The sequence below is a fragment of the Paenibacillus sp. FSL R7-0302 genome, from assembly GCF_038006885.1.
Classification (GTDB): Bacteria; Bacillota; Bacilli; order Paenibacillales; family Paenibacillaceae; genus Paenibacillus_AQ.
Genome location: NZ_JBBOWB010000001.1, coordinates 2,295,704 through 2,320,626, shown reverse-complemented (window position 1 = coordinate 2,320,626; position 24,923 = coordinate 2,295,704). Strand labels below are relative to the sequence as shown.

Here is a 24,923-nt window from a genome sequence, read left to right as displayed (position 1 = left end):
CGTTATGATTATGTCATACCTGCTTATATATTCATAATATTGGTTTCGTATCTATCCCATATCTATAACGTATGTCATAACCTTAACAAATGGAGGCTATACCATGGATATCCGCCAATTAAAATATTTCCTGGCCATTGCCGAGGAAGGACAAATTACATCCGCAGCCAGGAAGCTGCAAATGGCCCAGCCCCCGCTCAGCCAGCAGCTGAAGCTGCTGGAGGAGGAGCTTGGAGTCAAGCTGGTAGAGCGCGGACCGCGCAGCATCCAGCTGACGGATGCCGGAATCATTCTGCGTAACCGCGCCCAGCAAATCCTGGAGTTAACGGACTCCACCGCCCGGGAGATCAGCGACTATGCGAAAGGGCTGAAGGGGAGCCTTACCATTGGAACGGTCTCTTCATCAGGCGCTACCCTGCTGCACGAGCCGCTGACAGCGTTCCATAAGCGCTATTCGGGCGTAACCTTTGAGATTCATGAAGGCAATACGTTCATGATTATCGACCTGCTGAACAAGGGCATTGTTGAGGTGGGCATTATCCGCACCCCGTTCAACACCAGCAATCTGGAATGCCTGTATTTCCATTCGGAGCCGATGATCGCGGTGATGACCGCTGATTATGACTGGGCCCCCAGCCAGAGTGCTGCCCAGCTGGGCGAGCTGCAAGCCAAGCCGCTCATCATCTACCGCCGCTTCGAGCAGCTCATCCGCGAGACCTGTCTGGAGCACGGCTTTGAGCCACAGATCTTCTGTATGAACGATGATGCCCGGACCACGCTGCTCTGGGCCAATGCGGGACTCGGGATCGGCATCGTGCCCAAGTCGGCGTTCGAGCTGGCTAATCACAGCAACCTGATCTACAAAGAGATCCTTTGCGAGAGCCTGCGCACCCGCGTAGCCGCCGTGTGGATGAAGGATAAGTATTTGTCCACCATGGCTACCAAGTTCATCGAGACGTTCAAGTCGCTATGAACACGCCCCGCTCAGTCCCTCCCTTCTGGAGGATGTCCATTATCTGCGCCGGTCATCCTGCGGCTGGACGCTTTCCATATTCGCACCAAAATACCCCGCACCGGCCTAAGCCAGTCGCGGGGTTTCATAATCAGTCAAGGTCAACAGCCCGGCGGCAGCGCCGGTATTAGACCATGATTTTACAAATATCGTTCGTGAACTGCACCGGATCATTAACCTGCAGTCCTTCGATCAGGAGCGCCTGGTTGTACAAGAGGTTGGTGTACAGACCCAGCTTCTCCTTGTCGCCTTCGGCCGCAGCCTTCAGGGACTTGAAGACATCATGGTGAATGTTGATTTCCAGCACCTTGTCCGCTTGCACATCCTGGCCGCCGTTAGGCATAGCCTTGAGGATTTTCTCCATCTCGATCGTCAGCTCGCCTTCAGTGGACAGGCAGACCGGATGGGATTTCAGCCGCTTGGAGGCTTTGACTGCCTTCACTTTGCCGGATAGAATGCCCTGCATGGCTTCGAACAATCCCTTGTTCTCATTCTCTTCCGCTTCGGATGGCTTATCCTCGGCACTCTCTTCAATTCCTAAGTCGCCGCTGGAGACATTTCTGAACTCCTTCTCCTTGTACGCCATGATCATCTTGATTGCGAATTCATCGATATCATCGGTGAAGTAGAGAATCTCGTAGCCCTTGTCCAGTACCATTTCGGTCTGCGGCAGCTTCTCGATGCGCTCTACCGATTCACCGGAAGCGTAGTAGATATACTTCTGGTCTTCCGGCATTCTCTCTACATATTCAGCCAGCGTCACCAGCTTCTTCTCCTTGGAGGAGTGGAACATGAGGAGATCCTGCAGCGTTTCTTTTTCCATACCGTAGTCGTTATAGACCCCGAACTTCAGCTGTCTGCCAAAAGACTTGTAGAACGTCTCATACTGCTCGCGCTCATCCTTCAGCAGGCTCAGGAGCTGGCTCTTGATCTTGCTCTTGATGTTCTTCGCAATCATTGTAAGCTGGCGGTCATGCTGCAGCATCTCACGGGAGATATTGAGCGACAGGTCCTCGGAATCGACCATCCCCTTGACGAAGCTGAAGTAATCCGGCAGCAGGTCGGCACATTTGTTCATAATCAGCACACCGTTGGAATAGAGCTCCAGGCCCTTCTCATATTCCTTGGTGTAGTAGTCGAACGGAGTATTCTCCGGGATGAACAGAATCGCGTTGTAGACAACTGCGCCGTCGGCACTGATGTGGATGTGCTTCAGCGGCTTGTCGAACCCGTAACGCTTCTCTGCATAGAAGTTGTTGTAATCTTCATCAGTCAGCTCTTTCTTGTTCTTGCGCCAGATCGGCACCATGCTGTTGACCGTCTGCTCTTCCGTCACATCGATGAATTCATTCTCGGCGCCCTCTTTAGGCTGTCTGCCGGTAATGTCCATTTTGATCGGGAAGCGGATGAAGTCCGAATACTTCTTAATGATGGATTTCAGACGGTATTCTTCGAGGAATTCATCGTAGTTATCGTCTTCGGTGTTCTCTTTGATCTTCAGCGTAATTTCGGTACCGACCGTATCCTTCTCACAAGGCTCAATGGTGTAGCCGTCCGCACCCTGGGATTCCCATTTGAACGCCTGCTCGCTGCCCAGCGCCTTACTGATTACGGTCACATCGTCCGCCACCATGAATGCGGAATAGAAGCCGACCCCGAATTGTCCGATGATGTTGTGGCCATCCTTGGCTTCATTATCCTTCTTAAAAGCAAACGAGCCGCTGTTCGCGATAATCCCCAGATTATTCTCCAGCTCTTCCTGCGTCATCCCGATGCCGGTATCGGCAATGGTTAACGTGCGGCTTTCTTTGTCAGCGGTTACTTTAATGTAGTAGTCCTCTTTATTGAACACCAGACTATCATCGGCCAGTGCCTTGTAATAGATTTTATCGATGGCATCACTTGCATTGGAGATCAGCTCCCGCAGAAAAATCTCGCGCTGCGTATAAATGGAGTTAATCATCATTTCCAGCAGTCTTTTGGATTCAGCTTTAAACTCTTTTTTAGCCATGAATAAATAAATCTCCTTTCAAAAGTAACCTTCGGATTGCGGAGCATCGTTTAGCACTCCACTCACTTGAGTGCTAACACTCCCTTTTATATACCATATTCTAGTTTTTGATGTCAACATCTTACCGCCCAGGGAGCCCACAAAAAAAGAAATGCATTCTATTTTAGTCCATGTTAGCATTCGGGTTGTACTCCATTTGACCACAAAAAGGATCATGAACAATGATGAACATTCAACTCGAAAGCATTCCGGCAACACGCATAGCTTATGTACGGCAGACAGGCCCCTACGGCCCCGCCAACGTTCAGGCGATGGAACAATTGAAGGGTTGGGCGCGGGAACAAGGCTTGCTTCAAGGCTCGGCGGTGCTGTTCGGCTTTCCGCAGGACAACCCTGAGACCACCCTGCCTGCGGAGTGCAGATATGATGCCTGCATGGCATCTTTGTGAGCTTTGTTTTCCTGTGCTTGAGTAAGGGAAGGAAGGCGCTTTGAAAAGCGGCTGTCCCGAAATCCATAATATAACTACTTGGGACAGCCTTTATATTGGAGCAGGATCAACATAGGCGCTTGGGTGAAAATCAGGAGACCAAGGCGACCGCTATCGCTTTTTCACGGGTCGTTCCGTCCGCTTGCTTGCTTGGAGCCTCATTGTTGCACATTTTGCAGGATTTAACTAAAAAAGTTAGTGGCTGTGGTACATTGTTGCATCATTTGCAGGAATTCCGGGGATTAGAGCAAGTTAGCGCTGGCTTTGTTGCATTTCATGCAGGATTTCAGCACCGGTCGTTTCTATTGGTCCGTATTGTTGCATTTCATGCAGGATTTCACTAACAATGTTACAGGCTGCGGAGCATGGGGCGCATTCCTCATCGCAGCAGCACGATTGTATTCAGATTTCCGTATACATGTGGTCCGATTACCTTCGTAGTTCTAGTGGTATGCTTCTCCTAGACTGAGGTTATCCGTTGCCCCGTACGTTCCTTTCACAGCGCGGCCGTCTTCGCCTTGGCATCCTCCAGCAGCATCTGAATCAGCGACTGGAGCGGCAGGGACTTCCACTTCTTCGGATGCAGCAGCAGCTGCAGATCGAAATGAATCTCCGGGTGGGCAAAAGACAGCTCGGACAGGTTCCCCCGCTCGATCTCCTCCTCCGCCACAATCCGCGGCAGCAGCGCTATGCCCAGGCCATTGCGTACACAACGCTTGATCGCTTCCAGATTCGACAGCTCAAAACCAATCCGAAACACGATTCCGTGGTCCCGGAGCAGGTTCTCGAACAGGCTGCGGTAAATGCAGCTCTCCTCGGAGACAATCAGCTCGCAGTTGTTCAGATCCTGAAGGGTTACCTGCTCCAGCCGGGCCAGCGGATGGCTGGCTGGTGCCACGAGGACAAGCGGCTCCTCACGGATGATCATCCGCGTAAGCGTGCTATCCACCGTGCTGCGGTCCAGCAGAAGGCCGATATCGACCTCGCCGTCCCTGATCTTAGAGATCAGATTGGCCTCCTGCTCGGTCTGCAGATGAATATTCAGACCAGGGAACATCGTCCGCAGCTGCTGCAGGAATGGCGGCAAATAGAAGGCTGCGAGCGAATCAATCGTTCCTATAGTAAGCGTTCCGCCGATCTGCTGGGCAATCGTTTCCTTGGAGCGGTCATAGAGATCCAGAATCTCCACGAACAGCTTAAGCAGCTCTTCCCCGGGCGGAGTCAGGCGCAAGGCGCGGCCATGCCGTTCGATAAGCGGTACTCCGTATTCCTTCTCAATCTTCTGTATCTGCATCGTGACGCTGGACTGTGCATAGCCCAGCTCCTCAGCCGCACGCGTGAAGCTCTGCCGCTTGGCCACTTCGCGGAAGGTCCGCATATACGTTAAATCCATCGTCTCACCCTAACATCAATATTATTGATAACCCACATCATTTATTATAGCTAACAACGATGCAATAATCCATGGTACAGTAGAACAAACGGATTTTACATTTTTGGAGGACGATATTCATGTTAACAGAAGAACAGATTTATGGAATTTATGTTCCCGTGGTCACCCCGTTCCACGCTGCCGGTGAGCTTGATCTCGAATCGTATCAGCGTTATGTGAACAACATCATCAAGAACAATATTCATGGTCTGGTCGTCAATGGAACCACTGGAGAATCGCCGACAGTCAATATACAGGAATTACAGACACTCGTGGATACCTCACGGGAACTCTTGAAGTCCAGCTCCATCCCGCTCGTGGTGGGCACAGGTACGAATGATACTTACTCTACCGTGGCCCGTACTGAGCTGGCGGCCAACGCAGGCGCCGATGCCGCACTGGTGGTTGTCCCTTATTACAGCCGTCCGTCTCAGGAAGGCATCATCGCTCATTTCCGCAAGGCGGCAGAGGTGGGTCTGCCCATTATGGCTTACGATATCCCGGGCCGCACAGGGGTCGGCATGACGCTGGACACCGCCCGTACGATTCTGGAGATGAATAATGTCGTAGGGTTAAAAGACTGCTCCGGCTCCCCCCTGCTCGTCTCCGAGCTGTCTAAGAGCGGCGGCAAGCCCGTGCTCTGCGGCGACGATCTGCATTTCTTCGACATGCTGGGCTACGGGGCCGCCGGAGGCATGCTGGCCTCAGCCAATGTACATACCGGCCGCTTCCTCAGCATCTACGAGCAGTACAGAGCCGGTCAGATTGAGGCTGCACAGGCTGCGTATGATCAACTGGTGCCGCTGATGAAGCTGCTGTTCAAGGAGTCCAACCCGGCCCCGATCAAATGGCTGCTCAGCGAACTCGGAGAGCTCTCCTCGGATGCGCTCCGCTTGCCAATGACTTCCATTAGCGCCGCTCTGCGCGAGGAGCTGGGCGCCTACCTTGCAGAGGAAGCTGTCAGCGGCAGACAAGAAGCGATGTAACAGATAAGAGGACGTGTAACAGACAAACACCCGCCATTTTCAGTGAGAACCTGAGAATGGCGGGTGTTTGTGTTAGACACGGTCAAGCATTACTGCACGTTACAAAATCGAATTACGAGCGGCCCGCTTTAGCCGCTGGACGGCTGGACGGACGTCCGCTCTGACCGCCAGGTCTGCTGCCCGAAGGGTTTGAACGGCCGTATGAGCCGCCAGACGATTTCTGGCTCTGGCTGCCGCCTGGACGCCCGTTGGCATTAGCCTGGCCCCCCGAAGCACCTCTCGCTCCACCGCCAGCATAACTGCTGCCCGATGCGCTTCTAGCCCCACTGCCTGCATGACCGCTTCCAGAAGCGCCTTTAGCGCCACCTGTGTTGCCGCCGCTCTGCTGTTTGCCTTGCGCGAACCATTCCGACTTCGGCTTGCGGGGCGGATTCGTCTTGGCCTTCTGCGACGGTTTGACCGGCGCTTTGCCGGGACGGTCTGCCAGCAATGCCAGATTGCTCTTAGACATCGGATACGCATGCTCCTTGATCTCGGGAATCGTCTTGCCAATCAGCTTCTGGATATCCTTCAGATACGGAATTTCCTCCGCTTCGCACAGCGAGATGGCGATGCCGCTCATCCCCGCACGGCCGGTCCGGCCAATACGGTGAACATAGGTTTCCGGGATATTCGGCAGGTTGAAGTTGATAACATGGGACAGCTCATCAATATCAATTCCGCGCGCAGCGATGTCTGTAGCTACCAGTACGCGGGTCGCTCCGCTCTTGAAGTTTCTTAGCGCATTCTGGCGCTCATTCTGTGATTTGTTCCCGTGAATGGCCTGTGCTGTAATATTAATGCGGGTTAAATCCCGGGTTACCCGGTCCGCGCCGCGTTTGGTGCGTGTGAATACCAGCGCCGATACAATCGAAGGGTCCTGCAGCAGACGGTTCAGCTGATTCTGCTTATTTCCGTTCTCCAGCAGATAGATCGACTGCTCAATTCTGTCTACCGTGGAGGAAACCGGAGTAATCTCGATTTTCACCGGATTGACAAGCAGTGTTTTCACCAGCTGCGAAATCTCCGCAGGCATAGTCGCTGAGAAGAACAAGGTCTGCTTCTTGAGCGGCATCTTGGCGATAATCCGCTTTACATCATGAATGAAGCCCATGTCCAGCATGCGGTCCGCTTCATCCAGCACGAGAATCTGCACATGCTGCAGATCCACACGCTTTTGGCTGATCAGGTCGATTAGACGGCCCGGTGTAGCAATCAGAATGTCGGCACCGATGGCAAGCGCCCGCTCCTGCGCCTTCTGTGATACTCCACCAACAATGGCTGTCGAACGGATGGTTGTGAACTTGCTGTAAGCCTGAATGTTCTCCTGAATCTGCAGCGCCAGCTCGCGGGTAGGCGTAAGAATCAGGGAACGGATGCGCTTGCCTCCGCCGGTTCTGCCCGGCTGCTGGCTCAGCAGCTGAATAATCGGCAACGAGAAGGCCGCCGTTTTACCGGTACCGGTCTGTGCACAGCCCAGGATGTCTCTGCCGGCTAATGCCGCAGGAATAGACTCTTCCTGGATCGGGGTCGGGGATGTATAGTTTTCCAGGCTAAGCGCCTTAAGAATCGGGGGGATCAGGTTCAAATCGTTAAATGTCATTTTATCTCCTTCATTGGGCATACATATATTGGTGAATCCTTAATTCCGTTACTGTATATTCCTTTTGCGGCGTCTCCACATAGCGCTCAGCAAAGTCATAACACATAATGATACCACATAAAAGCGAATATGAAAACTTTCATTTCTTTCTTTTCAAAAAAATCTACATCAAAAAAGCAGAGGAAGGGTCCCCTGCTCTTGTCTTACCTATTATAAAATACTAGTCTAGGATTTCAGCGGTATCGCCATTATTGGCACCGGCAGCGTTAGCTTCATCGGTATCGATGTGCATGTCCAGCTTGAAGCTGTCGGATACGCGTGCAATTACGTTCTCCAGCACCAGGCCGCGTTCGCCGCCCAGACGTACCTTCAGGAGCTGCTTATCGGCAATGCCCCAAGCTTCTGCTTCGGAAGTATGGAAGTGGATATGGCGCGCTGCTACAATAACACCAGTCTCCAGCTCAACTTCACCGGCAGGTCCTTTAATTGTAATTCCTGGTGTTCCTTCAATATTGCCGGATTCACGGACAGGTGCCTTCACGCCGAGGCTGAAGGAGTCTGTGCGGGATACTTCCAGCTGCGAAGCCGGACGGGCAGGTCCGAGGATTCTTACTTTGTCGAACTTCCCTTTCGAACCAATGACAGCCACTTGCTCATTCGCTGCGAATTGTCCGGGTTGGGACAGGGGTTTGAACTCGGTCAATTGATAACCAGGGCCAAACAATGCTTCTACGTGCTCCTGCGTAAGGTGAATATGCCGGGCCGACACACCTACGGGTACAGTCTTGCTCATTTTTAAGTCACTCCTTGTATTTTCTCTAGTATCTGTACAAGCCACTGAACATTATACATCTTATTACCCGAAAATAAAAAGACCCGCATCACAATGCGAGGCTTTTTTCCGGGCATATTACGATTCTGTGAATGCTCCATCCTTATTTTTCCAATTCATAGTCACTTCCTGGTGAGCGAAGAGGTTAAACCTGCGGAAGAAGGCAGCTGCTCCCTCAAGAACCCCAGCGTATTCTCATACAGCCAGCCCCGTACATCAGCTTCGGGATAGTATTTCAGCAGCATCTCGGCGAACTCCGTGTATTGCCCAGGATGCTCCAGCCCTTCTACCCACGCTTCAATTCCGTCAAAATCCGAGCCGAACATCAGCTGTCCGCTCCCGCCAAGACCACAGACATGCTCAATGTGCCTCCGCATATCCTCCCGCCGGGCCGCTCCTTCATCCCGCACGAACCAGGGGACAAAGGTAAGCCCGATTCGCCCGTCCCTTACAATCAGTGCCTTCAGCTGATCATCACTCAGGTTGCGGGGATGACTGCACACCGCTGCGCAATTCGAATGCGAAGCAATGAACGGACGGGTACTGTGCTCCAGCAGCTCCCAGAAGCCTGCCGGGGCCAAATGCGACACATCCAGCAGCATTCCGCTCCCGTTACACCAGTCGATCAGCTTCCGGCCATGCTCAGTGAAACCGCCGTTCCGCCGCTCCAGTACACCGTCCGCCGCCCAGTTAGCATAGTTCCAGGTAATCCCCAGGCAGCGCACACCCAGCTCGAAGCATAACTGGGCATAGAACAGATTGCCCTCCAGACCGTCCACGCCCTCCAGAGAGAGCATTCCATAGGCCGGTGCAGTGAAGCTGCCTTCCTGCGCTTCTTCCTTCCACCTCAGCCACTGCAGCCCTCCAGGACCGGTAACCTTTTGATGGAAGCACTCGATTTGCCCCAGAATATCCTCGAACTTTGCCCTTCCGCGCACCGCAGACAAATAGATGGCAAAAACCTGCAGTCCGACATTTCCCTCTGCCAGCCGCGCTGCGGTCACATCCAGCCGGGGATCATTCTTGAAGTCTATCCCTGGATTCGCCTGCAGCTTACTCAGAGCATCACAATGAAAATCCGCCACCTTCAGCTTCCTGTTTCCCACCATAGGTCAGCTCTCCTTCTTCCTTCACCTGCTGAATATTTAAATGAACCGTTGACGGTCCAGCGTCTATTTCATGTATATGCACCTAACTGAAGCGGCAGTCAGCACAGCAAAAAGCCTGTTTACAGTGTAAACAGGCTTAATCTAAATGATTCACTTGAGTTATCTAGGTTCCACAATAAGTTTGATTGCCGTCCGGTCTTCCCCATCAATCACTATATCCGTAAAAGCCGGAATACAGATCAAGTCCACTCCGCTAGGTGCGACAAATCCCCGGGCGATGGCAACGGCCTTCACGGCCTGGTTCAGTGCTCCTGCTCCAATAGCTTGTAGCTCGGCCGATCCACGTTCGCGAAGAACACCTGCTAATGCGCCAGCAACGGAATTTGGATTGGATTTAGCTGATACTTTTAATACATCCATAGTAAGTACCTCCCCTGGGAAAATGATGGTGTTCTTCTTCCACTACAGTAGATGTTATTCGCTTCAGAAGAATTAATTCCTTCTTTTTGCGGACCTCTCCGGAGAAAATAGTTCAAAAGATACTCTTTTTCGATATAATAAATATCACACTTCACCCAAAACAAAATGAGTATTACCTAATTACCTATTTGTATGAAAACCCTTCTAGCTCATCACCCATTCATCCTCACGCAGCCGGATCTTCTCCAGTCGTGTCGCTCTGCCTGTAGCTTCATCAAGTTCTGCGAATAGACCATGCAGCTGCCATTTGCCTTCGTCGACTACAAACCGGGAGGGAAGCTGAGTTGTAAATTTATAGATGATCGCATCCTTTTCCATACCCAGAATCCCTTCTCTTGAACCAACCATACCCGCATCTGTAAGATACGCCGTACCTCCAGGCAGGATCACATCATCATTACTCTGCACATGAGTATGTGTGCCGACTACAATCGAAGCCATTCCATCCATAAAATAGCCCATAGCTATTTTCTCGGAGGTTGCTTCCGCATGGAAATCCACCAGAATGCACTTATGCTCTCTGCGCAGTTCCTCCACAATCTCCTCGCCTACCCGGAACGGGTCATCGATCGCCGGAAGAAAGGTACGGCCCTGCAGATTCACAATCGCCAGCTGCTTGCCGTTCCCCTTAACAACGGTATAGCCCCGGCCCGGTGTCCCCGGCGGAAAGTTAGCCGGACGGATGATCCGCGGCTCGTCGTCGATGAACTCGAAGATATCCTTGTTGTCCCAGGTGTGATTGCCCATCGTAATACCGTGGATACCCCAGTTAAAGAATTCGTTAGCGATAGCAGCGGTGATCCCTCTGCCGGCAGCGGCATTCTCACCATTGGCAATGATGATATGCGGCTGATATTTGCTTTTCAGGGAAGGCAGCATTTCACGCAGCGCTTTTCTGCCTGTATTGCCTACAATGTCTCCGATAAATAAAACTTTAATAATCTTCTCCTCCTAAATTTTTGGTTTGTGTATGCTCTGCCAACCATATATCGCTGCTTAAGTATAATTTCACCTATTCTGCTTCATTCCAAACTCCAAGGTGCATGCGGCACAGGGTAGAGCATATCAGATGAATTCAGCAGGCTCCAGTGTGAATGGATACATCAGCGGCTCATAGCTTTCACGCAAGAAAAAAGGCCCCGCAAGGGGGCCGATTTCCTTATTTATTTCGCATATTCTACAGCGCGTGTCTCGCGGATTACCGTAACCTTGATATGACCCGGATAATCCAGTTCACTCTCAATCATCTTCGTAATATCGCGGGCCAGACGGAAGCTTTCGGCATCATCAATCTTCTCAGGCTGTACCATTACGCGAACCTCGCGGCCCGCCTGAATGGCATAGGATTTCTCGACACCCTCGAAGGACTCCGAGATCTCCTCCAGCTTTTCCAGACGTTTGATGTACGTTTCCAGGGTCTCACGGCGTGCACCTGGGCGGGCAGCCGACAAAGCATCAGCAGCACCAACCAGCATAGCAATAACCGAGGTAGCCTCGCAATCTCCATGGTGGGACGCGATACTGTTGATAACCACCGGATGTTCCTTGTACTTCTTCGCCAGTTCGACGCCGATTTCAACATGCGAACCTTCCACTTCATGATCAAGCGCTTTGCCGATATCATGCAGCAGTCCGGCACGTTTTGCAAGCACGATGTCTTCCCCAAGCTCACCGGCCATAAGTCCAGTCAAATAAGCAACCTCCATGGAGTGCTTCAGTACGTTTTGACCGTAGCTCGTGCGGAATTTCAGGCGGCCCAGAATTTTGATCAGATCCGGGTGGAGACCATGAACGCCAACCTCGAAGGTAGCTTGTTCACCGTATTCGCGAATCCGTTCATCCACTTCTTTGCGGGATTTCTCCACCATTTCTTCAATACGTGCAGGATGGATACGTCCATCTGCCACCAGCTTCTCCAGTGCCGTACGGGCCACTTCGCGGCGGATCGGATCAAATCCTGACAGAATAACTGCTTCCGGCGTATCATCAATAATAAGATCAATCCCGGTCAGAGTCTCCAGCGCACGGATATTGCGGCCTTCACGACCGATAATCCGGCCCTTCATCTCTTCATTCGGCAAGGTAACGACAGATACCGTAGTTTCCGCCACATGATCAGCCGCACAGCGTTGAATCGCCAAGGTGATAATCTCACGGGCTTTCTTGTCCGCTTCTTCCTTAGCCTGCTGTTCGATTTCCTTGATCATCTGAGCAGTTTCATGGCGAACTTCCTGTTCTACATTGCTGAGAATGATACTTCTGGCATCATCGATGCTCAGATTGGAGATACGTTCCAGTTCAGTAACCTGATTCTTGTAAATAACATCAATTTGCTGTTGGGTTTCATCAATTCGTTTCTCTTTGTTAGCTACTTGTTCTTCTTTTCGTTCAAGCGATTCCATTTTTTTATCCAGCGATTCTTCCTTTTGCAGCAAACGTCGCTCTTGCCGTTGGATTTCATTCCGACGTTCACGAGTTTCTTTCTCAGCTTCGGTACGGATTCTATGAACTTCGTCCTTAGCCTCAAGTACCGTTTCCTTCTTCAGCGCCTCCGCCTCTTTCTTCGCGTTCTCCACGATGACTACGGCTTCTTTCTCTGCGCTGGAAATCTTAGCTTCTGCAAGGGATTTACGAATAAAATAACCGAATCCAAAGAATGCTGCAGCTACAACGAGAACGACTATGACCCAGATCAATGGATCCATCTGTTCACCTCCTCGTTGATATCCTCCAAGGCTCTTCCCTTGGGTATTTGTGCAGTTGTTAAACTATCCGTTCATCACCATACAAAAAACCGGTAATACACCGATTGCCATACTGCACATGCTGCACATGCACATTGCCCGCCTTATCCGGCGATTACATTTCATATGAGTTGTACGCGAACCGGAACATAAGAGTCTGCTTTTTGGGAAGGAAAAAGGAATCTTAGTTTATGCCGATTCATGTTATATTTTATTATTTATAAAAAGACCTTGTCAAGAGAGTCGATAACCGCAATTAAGTCAAGAGAATCAATCCGGGAAGTAAAACTCCTCTTCTTCCCCCTCAGAATTCTCCTCTTCACGCAGAATCCCGATCACCTGGCGCACCATTTCACCCGAGAATCCCCGGCGCATGAGGAACGCCCCTGTCTTCCGCCGTTTGTCGTTCACTTCTCCCCGGATCGTATTCCATTTCTTCCGTCCGGTCAGCAGCGCGCTCTCCAGCTCCTGCTCGGGTGTGATCTCATCCAGCGCTTCCGCAATCAGCGACTTATCAATTCCTTTCTCCCGCAGCTCCTGCCGGATCCACATCTTGCCCTTACGCTGATTCACAATCCGCTGCTCCGCCCACTGCTTGGCGTACAAGGGATCATCAAGCAGACGTTCCTCCTGCAGGCGGAGCAGAACTTCGGCAATAACAGTCTCCCCTATTTCCTTCTCCCTTAAACGGCGGGCCATCTCCTGTGCGGTTCTGGGCTTGCGCTCCAGATACCTAAGCCCCTCCACATACGCCCGCTGGCGCTCGTCTGCGGCAACAATATCCTCCAGATCTGCTTTTACAAAAGTACTCCCGGTAATCATCCGGTATTTAATCATGACATCTTCATGAACAGTCATGTTGTAGTCTCCGAAATGGATTAGATAACGAAAATTAGACTTCTTAAGCCGCTCTACCTTTGTAATTACCAGCTCTTGATCTGCCGGGAAATCCGCCAGCACCTGCTGCTCATCCTGTTCTTCGAATTCCTCATCCAATTGTATAACCATCCTGCCGATCACCTGCTTAAGCTGAAATATTTGCGAAAAGGCACCCTGTAATATCCTCCACAGGGCGCCTATCCATCATGACTTCATTATTCAATTAGAAGTAGAGGAGTACTTAATTACTCGATCTCAAGCAGCAATTTCTCTTCTTCCTCTTGCTCCGCAACCACATCTGCTTCAGATGGTGCCGCTACCAGAGTTGTCAGATTACTTGCCTCACGGATCTTGTTCTCAATCAGCAGAGCAATATCCTGATGTTCCTTCAGGAACTGCTTGGAATTCTCCCGTCCTTGACCCAGACGTTCGCCTTCATAAGAATACCAGGCACCGCTCTTGTTGACAATATCCATCTCCGTACCGATATCCACAAGGCTTCCCTCTCTGGAGATTCCTTCGCCGTACATGATATCTACATCCGCTTGCTTGAACGGAGGCGCTACCTTGTTCTTCACAACCTTGATCTTCGTACGGTTACCCACAACATCGTTACCCATCTTGATACTCTCTACCCGGCGCACATCCAGACGGACGGAGGAGTAGAATTTCAGAGCGCGTCCACCCGGAGTGGTCTCTGGGTTACCGAACATTACGCCAATCTTCTCACGAAGCTGGTTAATGAAGATCGCAATGGTGTTGGATTTGTTAATGGCGCCTGACAGCTTCCGCAAGGCCTGAGACATCAGACGGGCCTGCAAGCCTACGTGGGAATCACCCATGTCGCCTTCAATTTCCGCCTTAGGTACCAGTGCTGCTACAGAGTCAACTACAATGATGTCTACTGCTCCGCTGCGTACAAGCGCTTCAGCGATTTCCAGGGCCTGTTCACCCGTATCAGGCTGGGACAGCAGCAGCTCATCAATGTTAACGCCAAGCGCCTTGGCATACTTGGGATCAAGCGCATGCTCAGCATCGATGAAGGCAGCTTGTCCGCCCTGCTTCTGTACTTCAGCGATCGCATGAAGTGCAACCGTCGTCTTACCGGAAGATTCCGGTCCATATACTTCAATAATACGTCCTTTGGGAAGTCCGCCAATACCTAGTGCAATATCAAGTGCCAAAGATCCGCTAGGTACAACTTCCACTTTCATGTGAGTGGATTCTCCCAGTTTCATTACCGAACCTTTACCGAATTGTTTTTCTATTTGACGAAGCGCCATATCAAGCGCTGCACGACGATCTGACAATCAGACCACTTCCTTCACTGTTTATAGTATTATAATAACGTGTTTTGAAGGGCTTGCCAAGTCTTTTTTAGAACATACATTCGTTTTTTTTGCTCCCAGGGATAATACTCCCTTTTATTGTAAGATGCAGGCCTCCTTCCGGATGCAAAACTCAGCAGGTGCTTCTCTTCCGCTTCTTACGTTAACAGGAACAGCCATAGGATAATTTGTTATACCTAATATAAAACAAAAAACCGCAGCATGATCGCTCAAGCCACGGTTCTTCCGTATACATGAATTATATACCGGCACGTACAGTTATTGCAAGGCCGAGCCTTCCAATGGAGTGGCAACCTTGCGTTCTTCCAGGCGGCGCCACAATCGGTACAGCAGCGCCTTGACGGTGCGCAGGCGGATGTTGTCACGGGTGCCCTTCAGATTCAGCTCATATACCTCTGTCTTGCAGCCCCGCTCAGCCAGTCCTACGAACACAAGACCCACCGGCTTACGCTCGGAATATCCCGGTCCGGCTACACCGGTAACCGATAAGCCGAAGTCCGTGTCACCGATCATACGCACCTGCTCAGCCAGCACCTCCGCAACCTCGCGGCTCACCGCTCCCGGGGCATCCGGGCCTTCAAGCATGGCGGAAGGCACATTCAGCAGTTTCTTCTTAATATCATTGGAATAACACACGATCCCCCCGGCAAACATGGAGGCGCTGCCCGGAATATTCGTAATACTCTCCATCAGCAGACCGCCCGTACAGCTCTCGGCAGCACTCAGCGTGAGTCCCGCATCCGCCATCCAGTCCACAATCAGCTGCTCCAGCGGCACATCGATGTTAGCATACAGATGCTCCGGCAGAATGTCAGCAATCGTCTTCTCGAGAGCATCGAGCTTGACCATAGCTTCCCGCTCGGACGGCGCCTTGGTGGAGATGCGCACGGTCACTTCGCCTTCCTTGGCATACGGGGCAATCGTTGGATCGCTCTGGCTGCGGATCAGCTCAATCAGCTTGTCCTCCAGCAGCGACTCGCCAATCCCGGCGAACTTCAGCATCTTCGAGTAGAGCGGCATTTCACCAGTAAGAGCATGCTGCTGAAGCCATGGCTTGGCCTTATCCGTGAACATCGGCTTCATCTCCCGGGGCGGGCCGGGCAGCACGATATAATATTTGTCTTCTTCTGCAAAAGCAATCCCTACCGCAAGGCCGGCATCATTGGACAGAGGAGTCGTCCCTTCAATGACAAGCGCCTGCTTGCGGTTATTCTCAGTCATTACAATCTTGCGGTCATCGAAGAAGCGCTGCACATGATCCATGGCCAGCTGGTCGATATGCAGGGTCCGGCCAAGCGCCGCAGCCAGCGCATCCTTGGTCAGGTCATCCTCGGTCGGGCCAATCCCGCCCGTGAACAATATAACATCCGCCCGGCTCTGAGCAATCCGGATCGCTTCCAGAAGGCGGCTTTTGTTATCTCCCACAACGGTCTGAAAATAAACGTCAATGCCTAATGCAGCCAGCTCGACTGAAAGAAACTGGGCATTGCTGTTCACGATTTGTCCAAGTAAAAGTTCTGTTCCAACGGCAATAATCTCTGCTTTCATAGCTGACGTTCTCCTCCTGATTGTAGGTATCCTGCAAGGTTCAGCCTGTTCTTAACGTCTCAGGCTTTGTTCAAATCCAGCAGATCCTTGTTCTTCACGAAATAATCAATGCCAGAGTAAATGGTAATGATGGCTGCCGCCCAGATCGCAATGTCATCCACAGGGATACTGACGAACTGGAACGGGAAATTGTTAAGCAGCAGCAGGGAAATGGCAACAATCTGAATCACTGTTTTTACCTTTCCCCATTTGCTTGCAGCCACTACCTTCCCTTCCAGCAGTGCCACCTGGCGCAGGCCGGTCACAGCAAACTCGCGGCTGATGATGACAATGGCAATCCAGGAATCGCATCTTCCCAGCTCAACCAGCGAGATCAGCACGGCCGAGACCAGCAGCTTATCCGCAAGCGGATCGAGCAGCTTGCCCAGATTGGTGACCATGTTATATTTTCTGGCTATGTAACCGTCAATTCCATCGGTACTGGCTGCCAGCAGAAAAATAACCGCCGCGACCAAGTGATTAATTGAAAGCTGAAAGGAGCCCCAATGTATCGGTTCCGGATAGAAGCTGAAGTCCACCAGCAGAAAAAACATCATGATTGGGATAAGGCAAATACGTGCTAATGTGATGCGGTTGGGTAAATTCACTGAAGGTTCCTCCCCTAGTCCATACGAATCCGGTATTCCAGCATTTTCTTCAAAACTGCTTAGCTAGTATATTATAGCCATAAATAAGTGTCAAAAAAACATGAAGCACCCCGCAAGTAAGGTAAGTATACACTGCGGGGCACATGATCTTACTTTAAATTGTTAAACTGTAAATCAAGCGGCAAATCAGCCTTGCGCAAGAGCTGGATAATCTGCTGGAGATCGTCGCGGCTTTTGCCGGTCACGCGGATCTGATCACCCTGGATCGTGCTCTTAACCTTCAGTTTGGAATCGCGGATCAGAATATTGATCTTCTTCGCGTTCTCCTGGTCTATCCCTTGCCGCAGTCCCAGCCGCTGGCGCACCGTGCCGAGCGAAGCCGGCTCCACTTTGCCGAAATCCATATTCTTCAGCGTGATTCCCCGCTTCACCATCTTGGTCTGGAGGATATCAATCACTGCATTCAGCTTGTATTCATCCTCTGAGGCGATGACAAGCGCATCCTTCTCCAGCTTCAGGCTGCTCTTGCTGTTCTTGAAATCAAACCGGTTATCGATTTCCTTCTCGGTCTGATGAACCGCATTGGTCAGCTCCTGCATATCCATCTTGGATACGATATCAAATGAACTTTCTGAACTCATGGTTCCACATCCTTTACTTACAATTAGTCTGTTCCTATTATATGAGATAGGGGCTCTTAAGTCTAATACTGGAAAAGAGTCAGGTGGAAACGGCATTCCGTCCTTTGTAAGGACGGTGCCGTTTCAGCGAGAAATAGAAGGATAATTTATAGCTTAAACATATAAATTCTTATATTTGCACCTAAAAACACGCCTCCCGGAACCTGTCCGGGAGACGCTCACCTCTAAATATTATCTGCTGCGTGCAGGAGCCCGGAACATATCCAGAATCCCCAGCAGAACATGTGCCAGTCCAAAGCCCAGAATACCATATCCCCAGGCGCCCGGTGTCAAATAATACCCCAGGAGACTGACAATAATGCCAAGCCCTGTTACAATCCAGCTGACGGTCATGAGAGAATACACCTCACTTTGGCGTAAGAACTGTTAAACACTTCTAGGTTCTCCATTCTGCCAAAGACTATACATCGGGTGTACTATTCTCCTGTAGTGCTACCGTCAGTAGCGCCGTCCGTCCCGCTATCCAGTTCAAGCAGCAGGCGCGAGGAGGTTTTGCCGTCGGTGATAGCCTGTCCGTTGACCGAAATCGCGGTAGCCGGTGAATATCCCGATTTGATATACATTCCGCCGCTGTCCAGTGTAAAGCTCAGATTCTCACCGGCCTTGGTGTTCCCGAAGCTGAGCTTCTCCCCCTTGGAGTTCTCGCCCTTGTACACTTCAAGCCAGCTGACTCCGGTAGCGGCAATCTGTACCTGAACCGGGGTTCCGGCAGGTGCAGAGACCTTGTAAATGGTCGTCTTGCCCGATTTACGGTCCTGAGTAACGGTGACAGCACCCGGAGAAGCCGATGGAGACGGCTCTGGAGTTGCAGTAGGCGCAGTGGTTGCCGCGGCTCCAGCATCAGGCGTAGCTGCCGCATCCGCTGTCGCTGAAGGCACTGCACCGCCTCCAGCGGCAGTAGGAGAAGGCTTCACCTTCGCCGGATCTTGCGTGGCAGTCGTCAGGTTTGCATTATCCGCTTTCTCCGGCGAATCATTATTCAGCGTGGAAGAGGCATATAAGTAGATGACCACCAGGATCAGCACCGGGAAGGTCCACATCAGCAAGGTCGGGAGCCACTTGGCGTTACGCTCCGTTTCAGGCTTGCGGCTCCGCTTCTGAATCACGGTCTCCATGGTAGTATCGACAGGAGCAGCAGGCACATTGCCGTGCTCCTCCATCAGCTCATCCGGGTTAACCCCGACCGCCTCGGCATAGGTTTTGATAAAGGCCCGGACATAAAAGCTGCCCGGAAGCACTTTATAATCCCCTGCTTCGATGGCTTCCAAATATTTTTTGCGGATCTTTGTTACTTCCTGGACATCATCAAGACTCATCCCCTTTTGCAGACGAGCCTCCTTCAAATGCCGGCCCAGTTCCGACATACCATCACCTCCTGAATGTTGTGTGAGCAATGCTCTTAATGAAATATATTAAAGATCTTCACTGTAGCTTGTCGTAAACGACTCGTACAATATCTCTTCGTTCGGTGAATTGCGCAGCTCAATAATAATATCGAAGTCATCGAAGGTGAATTCGGATTCCCGTACAAAAATATCAGGATGCTCAATCACCTTGGTGCTTGCCATACTCATGACATTCTGCAGCAGGTTATAATGCTTCTCGTTCGAGCGGATGGTGCTGACGATCCCGTCAATGATAAATACATTATGCGGATTCATCTCGTCTTCGGCGAGCTGGCTGCGGACGGTCTGGCGCAGCAGCGTAGAGGAGACAAACGTCCAGCGCTTCATCGCACAGACGCTGCCGGCAATAATCGATTCTGTCTTGCCAACCCGCGGCATACCACGTAGTCCTATAACCTGATTGCCTTCCCTCTTAAACAGCTCGCCCAGGAAATCGACCAGCAGCCCGAGCTCATCGCGGGTGAAGCGGAAGGTCTTGCGGTCATCCGAATCCCGGTCGATATACCGTCCATGCCGGACGGCCAGCCGGTCCACAAGCCGCGGTGTACGGAGTGCCGTAACCGTTATATTATCAACTTTCTTGAGCATTTCGCCCATCAGCATGATCTTCTCATCGTCGCTGGTTTCCAGCAGCATTCCGCGCGTCTTGCCTTCCACGCCGTTAATCGTCAGAATATTGACTTCCAGCATCCCCAGCATCGAAGCGATGTCGCCTAACAGACCGGGTCTGTTCTTATGTATCTTATACTCCATATACCATTGTTTATATTCCACTTGTGCGCACCTCATAGATTCCTTTTCCCTGCATGTTGTTTCAGATACACGGGTCATGTTAATGATATATAAAAAAAAATTGAAAGGCAAGGACACGATTGTAATAATTGCAGAAAAGCTCCCGCAAGGGGAGCTTCTTCCGCGTACCTATGCGTTTTTCTTCGCCAGTTTGACCATGAGTCCGGCAATGGTATGCTTCTCATCATCCGTCCCGACATCCCACAGCTCTTTGATGGCCCGGTTGGAATAGTTGCCCGGATCGACCTTCTTGTCGAGGAATTCCCCGATTTCGAACGCCAGCTTGGTGATGGTCTCGTCGCTCATCCCCATTTTTTCGGCCTGAATGACCCGGTCGCCCAAAAAGCTTTTCCAGGTATCAAAGTTCTTCACTACGGAATCTGTTGACATCTTAAATCCTCCTCAGGTTTGTAATGATATTGAGATTTAGAAGCAACAGTTATAATATGTCTCAAGCCGGAAGGTCTTATGCTGGAGCATTTCTCCAGAGCAGGCTCATGGTTCCTGGCATTATACCGGTTATTACGTAATCCAGCCGCCGTTCGGACTGATGACCTGACCCGTAATATAACCGGACTCAGGCAGCGCCAGAAAATAAACAAGCGAGGAAATATCCTCAGGGGTAGCCAGCCTCCCCGCAGGGATCTCCTCCTCCAGCATTTTCAGTTCATCCGCCTGCAGATTGGACAGCATGGCCGTGTGAACTGCTCCAGGCGCTACAGCGTTCACAGTGACCTTGGAGGGGGCCAGCTCCTTGGCGAGCGCCTTGGTAAAAGCATTCACTCCGCCCTTACTGGCCGAATACGCCACTTCACAGGAGGCACCCGAGATCCCCCACACCGAAGACACATTAATGATCCGGCCGTAACGCTGCGTGACCATATAAGGCATGAAAATCTGGCTGCACATGAAGGTGCCCTTCAGATTCACTGCCATGATATCGTCCCACTCCTCCTCGGTCAGATCGGCTAACATGCCATAATGAGCTTTCCCGGCATTATTGACCAGGATATCCGGCATCATGCCGCTGCTCTCCAGCCTTTCGGCCATGCGTACGAGCTGACTGCGGTCTTTCATGTCCGCCGCTACGGTCATTACCTTCGCCCCCAGCGCCAGACAGCGCCGGGCCACATCATTTGCCGCTTCATGCGAATTCATATAATGGATCACAATATTCATCCCCACCGAAGCAAAACGCTCAGCGATCGCGCCGCCGATTCCCCCGCTGCCCCCGGTAATGAGCACTGTCATTTCGCCAATCGGTTTGCTGTCCTCTCCCGGTAACATCATTAAGGACTCACCACCAGCGACACGGCCAGCTGCTCCCAGTTCACATGGGCATGGAGCCGGGCATTCACTTCCTCCAGAGTGATCGATTCATACAGGGGAAGCACTTCAAACAGATCTCCTCCACGGAACTGGTAACGAGTGAACTCATGGGCAATGCTCTCCGGCGAATTCAGCATCCGCAGGAAGCCGCCGATTTTCTTTTTGCGGGCCCGTTCGAAATCCTTCTCCGCGAAGCCCGTCTCCAGAATACGTCCTACCTCTTCCTTAATCCGTTCAAGCAGCAGCCCCGGATCTTTGGTATCGCCGCCGATCGCCGAGAAGGCATACTCCGATGAGCTGTTAAATTCGTGACCGAAGCTGTCCGAGATCAATTCCTCGTCATAGAGCTTCTGATACAATGCCGTACTGCTGCCAAACAGCAGGTCCAGCATCAGCTTCGTGGTCAGATCACGGCGCACCGCCGCTTCACCGCTCAGACCATCCACCTTTTCCTTGAAGCCGAACATCATTTTGGGGATGGATACAGCGAGCCTGCTCTCCACATGCTTGGAGGCTACCTGCTCAGGCTCCTCCGCGAAGATACGCGTAATTTCACCCTGCTTCTCATAGCTCTTGCCCTGCTGATTGCTGCGGATCAGTTCAAATACCTGCTCAGGGTCCACTCCGCCGACAACGAACAGCAGCATATTGCTGGGATGATAGAAGGAATTGTAGCAGGTGTACAGCGTTTCTTTGGTGATGGTTGAGATCGACTCAATAGTACCGGCAATATCGATGTGAACCGGATGGGTAGCGTACATCGCTTCAATCAGCCCGAAATAGACGCGCCAGTCGGGATTGTCGGCATACATATTGATTTCCTGCCCAATAATTCCCTTCTCCTTCTCCACGTTCTCATCGGTAAAATAAGGACGCTGCACAAAATCAACAAGCGTGCTTAGATTCTGCTCAATATTCTCCGTGGCCGAGAAAAGGTAGACCGTCTGGTCGAAGCTGGTGAAGGCATTCGCAGACGCACCATTGGAAGCAAAAGTGGCAAAAATGTCGCCTTCCGGCTCCTCGAACATTTTATGCTCCAGGAAATGGGCAATTCCGTCAGGTACTGTAGTCTCCTCACCGCCCGCCACCTTGAAGTGATTGTCTACCGAACCGTATTTCGTGGCAAAGGTGGCGTAGGTTTTGAGAAAAGCCGGCTTCGGCAGCACATACACCTGCAGTCCGTTATCCATAACCTCATGATAAAGTGTTTCTTGAAGCCGTTCGTAATGGAGCTTCTCCATCCCTATTCCTCCTTCCCTGTCAGGAAATAAATCGTATCCAGCTCAAAAGTATCCGCCGCAGCCTTCACTTCAGCCGCCCCCATGCCGTCGACCTGGTCCATCAGCTCCTGGGCAGAACGGTCTTTGCCGGATAGCTGGCGGTTGAAATCAAAGGAAATCATCTCAAACGCCGAATCCTGAATCTCGGACAGCAGGTTGCGGATCATCGCCTTCGTCTGGCTAAGCTCCAGGTCAGTGATATTGCCGGCCTTCAGCTCATCCAACTGCTTGCGGATAATATCAACGGCTTTGCCGTAGTTCTGGGCCTCGATCCCCGATTGAATCGTCCCGATGCCCTTATGCCCGTCATAACGGGAGGAGGCGTAATACGCCAGACTCTCCTTCTCGCGCACGTTGACGAACAGCTTGGAATGGGGGTAACCGCCAAGAATACCATTGTACATCAGCGCGGAAGCATACCGGTCATCCTTGTAGGTAATCGAGGTCCGCAGCCCCATGTTCAGCTTGCCTTGATTCACATCCAGCTTCTCCTCCACCGTCCGCACTTCCGTAACCGTGACTGGCGTGAAGTCCGAGGTGTAGCCTCCGGCTTCGGAGTGATGGGCCCGGCCAAAATGAGCTGTCACCAGCTTCTCGACCTCCTCAGGTGTGGTATCGCCCACAACATACAGATCAAGCGTAGCCCCATTCAGCCAGGAGGTATAGCTCTGGTACAGCGTCTCAGGCGTGATAGCATCCAGATCGGCCCGTTGACCGAGGGGATGAAGACGGTAAGGCTCGTTGCGGCACATTTCCTCAATGCAGCGTTCTGCCGCGTAGCGGATTTTGTCATTCACAATGGATTCCAGCTTCTTGCGGATCGTCTCGCGTTCTGTAGCTACATAAGAAGCCCGGAAGCTTCCATTCTCAAGCAGGGGACGGGTCAATACCTCTCCCAGAAAAGCAAAGGATTCCCCAAGCAGGCTCTCCTTGCTCTGCACAAAGGAATCATTGATCGTATCCATCCGGAACTGGACAATCTGGTAATCCCCGCGTTTATAAATATCGAAGCCGAAGCCGGCACCGTACAGCTCCTCCAGACGCTCGCGGAATTGGGTCGTCTCCGGGTAGGACGCTGTCCCCCGGCGGAGGACAAACGGAACCAGTGCGGTAGAGGTCACTGTACTTTCTTCAAGCGGAACGCCTGCATACAGTGAGATGGCGAATGTCTTGAACGCCTTGGTCGGCAGAACATGTATGCGCATGCCTGCGGCATGGCCATGTTGAAATCCATTATTAGTCAAGTCCAAAACTCCTTTGCAGCGTGGATGGATGCTCTATAACAAGTTTATGAAGTATTATCCATTCTAAACCATTCCAAAGTAAGGAAGCAACCGGAGGACAGCGTACCGGTTGCTCTTACGGAGGGTTGTATACAGACTCAGTAAGCTACATGCAGAAAATATGCTGGCCGATCGTCTTCACCTGCGGACGGGACCAAATCCACTTGGAGGTCGCCGTCTTGGGATTGAAGTAATAGATACAGCCGCCCGACGGGTCCCAGCCGCTCAGAGCCTGCTGCACTGCCTTGCGTGCCTGTTCATTAGGCTCCAGATAGATCTGGCCGTCAGCTACGGCGGTGAAGGCTCCCGGCTGGAAAATGACACCCGAAGGCGTATTCGGGAAGCTTGGGGATTTGACACGGTTGAGAATGACTGCGGCCACAGCCACCTGTCCTTCAAAAGGTTCGCCGCGAGACTCGCCGTAAACCGCGTTAGCCATGATCTTCAGGTCGTTTTCGGACAAGCCCATGGTATTGCCGGAGGACAGCTCAGCCGTATTGGTTTTGGCTGCAGCTGCGCCGGAGGGCGCTTTCTTCTGGGCGGTAGACGTCTCGGGCGCTGTCGGCTTCCAGGCTGTAGTCGCATTGTATAGCTTAAGCTTCGTCTTGGCCCCGACTACCCCGTCGGATTTCAGGCCGAATTTCCACTGGAACCAGGTGACAGCATTCTTCGTCTTGGTCCCGAACTGACTGTCAATCTTGCCGTTAAAATAACCAAGATGCTTCAATCTTCCCTGCAGCTCATAGACATCCTGCCCGGAGGAGCCTACCTTAAGCGGAGTTGTGCCGAACACGGGCATGGCTTCCTCCCCTTCATCAGGGTGATCTGCGGCAACCTGTTCTGCTGCATATGGCTTGGCATAGATCAAATCATGATCTTTGAAGACTGCACCTGCAAACGGCGCAGCGGCAAGGGCAAGGGTAACGGCGGCAATGATCCACTGCTTATGTTTTGTCATGGGATTCGCTCTACC

Annotated in this window: 25 protein-coding genes; 4 read left to right on the top strand and 21 right to left on the bottom strand. The window is 51.7% G+C overall.

Features of this window, described 5'->3' with window-relative positions; translation table 11 throughout:
• Positions 1-103 precede the first annotated feature (103 nt).
• On the top strand, positions 104-973 hold the full coding sequence (locus MKY96_RS10105; protein ID WP_076078711.1) for a LysR family transcriptional regulator: 870 nt from the start codon (positions 104-106) through the stop codon (positions 971-973).
• A 166-nt stretch (positions 974-1,139) separates the two neighbouring features.
• Here the strand turns inward: MKY96_RS10105 and htpG are convergent, their stop codons facing one another.
• Positions 1,140-3,023, bottom strand: coding sequence for a molecular chaperone HtpG (htpG, locus tag MKY96_RS10100; RefSeq protein ID WP_340940132.1), 1,884 nt, complete (start codon positions 3,021-3,023; stop codon positions 1,140-1,142).
• Between the two features lie 221 nt (positions 3,024-3,244).
• Here htpG and MKY96_RS10095 point away from each other — a divergent pair, with 221 nt between their 5' ends.
• Together MKY96_RS10095 and MKY96_RS10090 are read left to right on the top strand one after the other, a co-directional pair.
• Positions 3,245-3,472 carry an AraC family transcriptional regulator gene (locus tag MKY96_RS10095; RefSeq protein ID WP_340940131.1) on the top strand — a complete coding sequence of 76 codons (228 nt, stop codon included), beginning with the start codon at positions 3,245-3,247 and terminating at the stop codon, positions 3,470-3,472.
• Positions 3,473-3,591: 119 nt separating this feature from the next.
• Complete coding sequence (locus MKY96_RS10090; protein ID WP_340940130.1) at positions 3,592-3,855, top strand: hypothetical protein; 264 nt, start codon at positions 3,592-3,594, stop codon at positions 3,853-3,855.
• Positions 3,856-4,007: 152 nt separating this feature from the next.
• Here the strand turns inward: MKY96_RS10090 and MKY96_RS10085 are convergent, their stop codons facing one another.
• Entirely contained in the window at positions 4,008-4,904 is an 897-nt protein-coding gene (locus MKY96_RS10085; protein ID WP_340940129.1) for a LysR family transcriptional regulator, read from the bottom strand.
• Positions 4,905-5,023: 119 nt separating this feature from the next.
• Between MKY96_RS10085 and dapA the strand changes: the two genes are divergently transcribed.
• On the top strand, positions 5,024-5,929 hold the full coding sequence (gene dapA / locus MKY96_RS10080) for a 4-hydroxy-tetrahydrodipicolinate synthase (protein WP_340940128.1): 906 nt from the start codon (positions 5,024-5,026) through the stop codon (positions 5,927-5,929).
• A 112-nt stretch (positions 5,930-6,041) separates the two neighbouring features.
• Here the strand turns inward: dapA and MKY96_RS10075 are convergent, their stop codons facing one another.
• From MKY96_RS10075 to sleB, 19 genes are all read right to left on the bottom strand, one after another.
• Positions 6,042-7,571, bottom strand: coding sequence for a DEAD/DEAH box helicase (locus MKY96_RS10075; protein ID WP_340940127.1), 1,530 nt, complete (start codon positions 7,569-7,571; stop codon positions 6,042-6,044).
• 220 nt (positions 7,572-7,791) lie between these two features.
• Positions 7,792-8,364, bottom strand: a complete 573-nt coding sequence (gene pduL / locus MKY96_RS10070; RefSeq protein WP_036692683.1) for a phosphate propanoyltransferase — start codon at positions 8,362-8,364, stop codon at positions 7,792-7,794.
• Positions 8,365-8,525: 161 nt separating this feature from the next.
• Entirely contained in the window at positions 8,526-9,512 is a 987-nt protein-coding gene (locus tag MKY96_RS10065) for a dipeptidase (protein WP_340940125.1), read from the bottom strand.
• A gap of 159 nt (positions 9,513-9,671) precedes the next feature.
• Entirely contained in the window at positions 9,672-9,932 is a 261-nt protein-coding gene (locus tag MKY96_RS10060; protein WP_019910496.1) for a stage V sporulation protein S, read from the bottom strand.
• Between the two features lie 204 nt (positions 9,933-10,136).
• A complete protein-coding gene (locus MKY96_RS10055) occupies positions 10,137-10,931 on the bottom strand; it encodes a TIGR00282 family metallophosphoesterase (protein WP_036724768.1) in 795 nt (264 codons plus the stop codon).
• A 224-nt stretch (positions 10,932-11,155) separates the two neighbouring features.
• Positions 11,156-12,697 carry a ribonuclease Y gene (gene rny, locus MKY96_RS10050; RefSeq protein ID WP_036724766.1) on the bottom strand — a complete coding sequence of 514 codons (1,542 nt, stop codon included), beginning with the start codon at positions 12,695-12,697 and terminating at the stop codon, positions 11,156-11,158.
• A 309-nt stretch (positions 12,698-13,006) separates the two neighbouring features.
• Positions 13,007-13,744: a regulatory protein RecX gene (locus MKY96_RS10045; protein ID WP_340940123.1), complete on the bottom strand. Its 738-nt coding sequence runs from the start codon at positions 13,742-13,744 to the stop codon at positions 13,007-13,009.
• Positions 13,745-13,860: 116 nt separating this feature from the next.
• Positions 13,861-14,925, bottom strand: a complete 1,065-nt coding sequence (gene recA / locus MKY96_RS10040) for a recombinase RecA (protein ID WP_076078685.1) — start codon at positions 14,923-14,925, stop codon at positions 13,861-13,863.
• Between the two features lie 297 nt (positions 14,926-15,222).
• Positions 15,223-16,512 (bottom strand): competence/damage-inducible protein A, encoded by a 1,290-nt coding sequence (locus MKY96_RS10035; protein ID WP_340940122.1) that lies wholly within the window; start codon positions 16,510-16,512, stop codon positions 15,223-15,225.
• Positions 16,513-16,571: 59 nt separating this feature from the next.
• The gene (pgsA, locus tag MKY96_RS10030) at positions 16,572-17,159 is read right to left on the bottom strand and encodes a CDP-diacylglycerol--glycerol-3-phosphate 3-phosphatidyltransferase (protein ID WP_036724758.1); all 588 of its coding nucleotides are present in this window, start codon (positions 17,157-17,159) and stop codon (positions 16,572-16,574) included.
• A gap of 149 nt (positions 17,160-17,308) precedes the next feature.
• Positions 17,309-17,800, bottom strand: a complete 492-nt coding sequence (locus MKY96_RS10025) for a YajQ family cyclic di-GMP-binding protein (protein ID WP_036724757.1) — start codon at positions 17,798-17,800, stop codon at positions 17,309-17,311.
• A gap of 231 nt (positions 17,801-18,031) precedes the next feature.
• Positions 18,032-18,193 carry a hypothetical protein gene (locus tag MKY96_RS10020; RefSeq protein ID WP_179090467.1) on the bottom strand — a complete coding sequence of 54 codons (162 nt, stop codon included), beginning with the start codon at positions 18,191-18,193 and terminating at the stop codon, positions 18,032-18,034.
• Between the two features lie 83 nt (positions 18,194-18,276).
• A complete protein-coding gene (locus tag MKY96_RS10015; protein ID WP_340940121.1) occupies positions 18,277-19,224 on the bottom strand; it encodes a RodZ domain-containing protein in 948 nt (315 codons plus the stop codon).
• A 48-nt stretch (positions 19,225-19,272) separates the two neighbouring features.
• Positions 19,273-20,055, bottom strand: coding sequence for a DUF3388 domain-containing protein (locus MKY96_RS10010; protein WP_036724755.1), 783 nt, complete (start codon positions 20,053-20,055; stop codon positions 19,273-19,275).
• Between the two features lie 132 nt (positions 20,056-20,187).
• Positions 20,188-20,448: a DUF3243 domain-containing protein gene (locus tag MKY96_RS10005; RefSeq protein WP_036692667.1), complete on the bottom strand. Its 261-nt coding sequence runs from the start codon at positions 20,446-20,448 to the stop codon at positions 20,188-20,190.
• 132 nt (positions 20,449-20,580) lie between these two features.
• Positions 20,581-21,348 (bottom strand): elongation factor P 5-aminopentanone reductase, encoded by a 768-nt coding sequence (gene ymfI, locus MKY96_RS10000; RefSeq protein ID WP_036724753.1) that lies wholly within the window; start codon positions 21,346-21,348, stop codon positions 20,581-20,583.
• Complete coding sequence (yfmH, locus tag MKY96_RS09995; protein WP_340940120.1) at positions 21,348-22,628, bottom strand: EF-P 5-aminopentanol modification-associated protein YfmH; 1,281 nt, start codon at positions 22,626-22,628, stop codon at positions 21,348-21,350. The genes ymfI and yfmH overlap by 1 nt, the downstream gene beginning before the upstream one ends.
• A gap of 2 nt (positions 22,629-22,630) precedes the next feature.
• Entirely contained in the window at positions 22,631-23,911 is a 1,281-nt protein-coding gene (gene yfmF, locus MKY96_RS09990) for an EF-P 5-aminopentanol modification-associated protein YfmF (RefSeq protein ID WP_445671430.1), read from the bottom strand.
• 145 nt (positions 23,912-24,056) lie between these two features.
• Complete coding sequence (gene sleB / locus MKY96_RS09985) at positions 24,057-24,908, bottom strand: spore cortex-lytic enzyme (protein WP_340940119.1); 852 nt, start codon at positions 24,906-24,908, stop codon at positions 24,057-24,059.
• Positions 24,909-24,923: the final 15 nt, after the last annotated feature.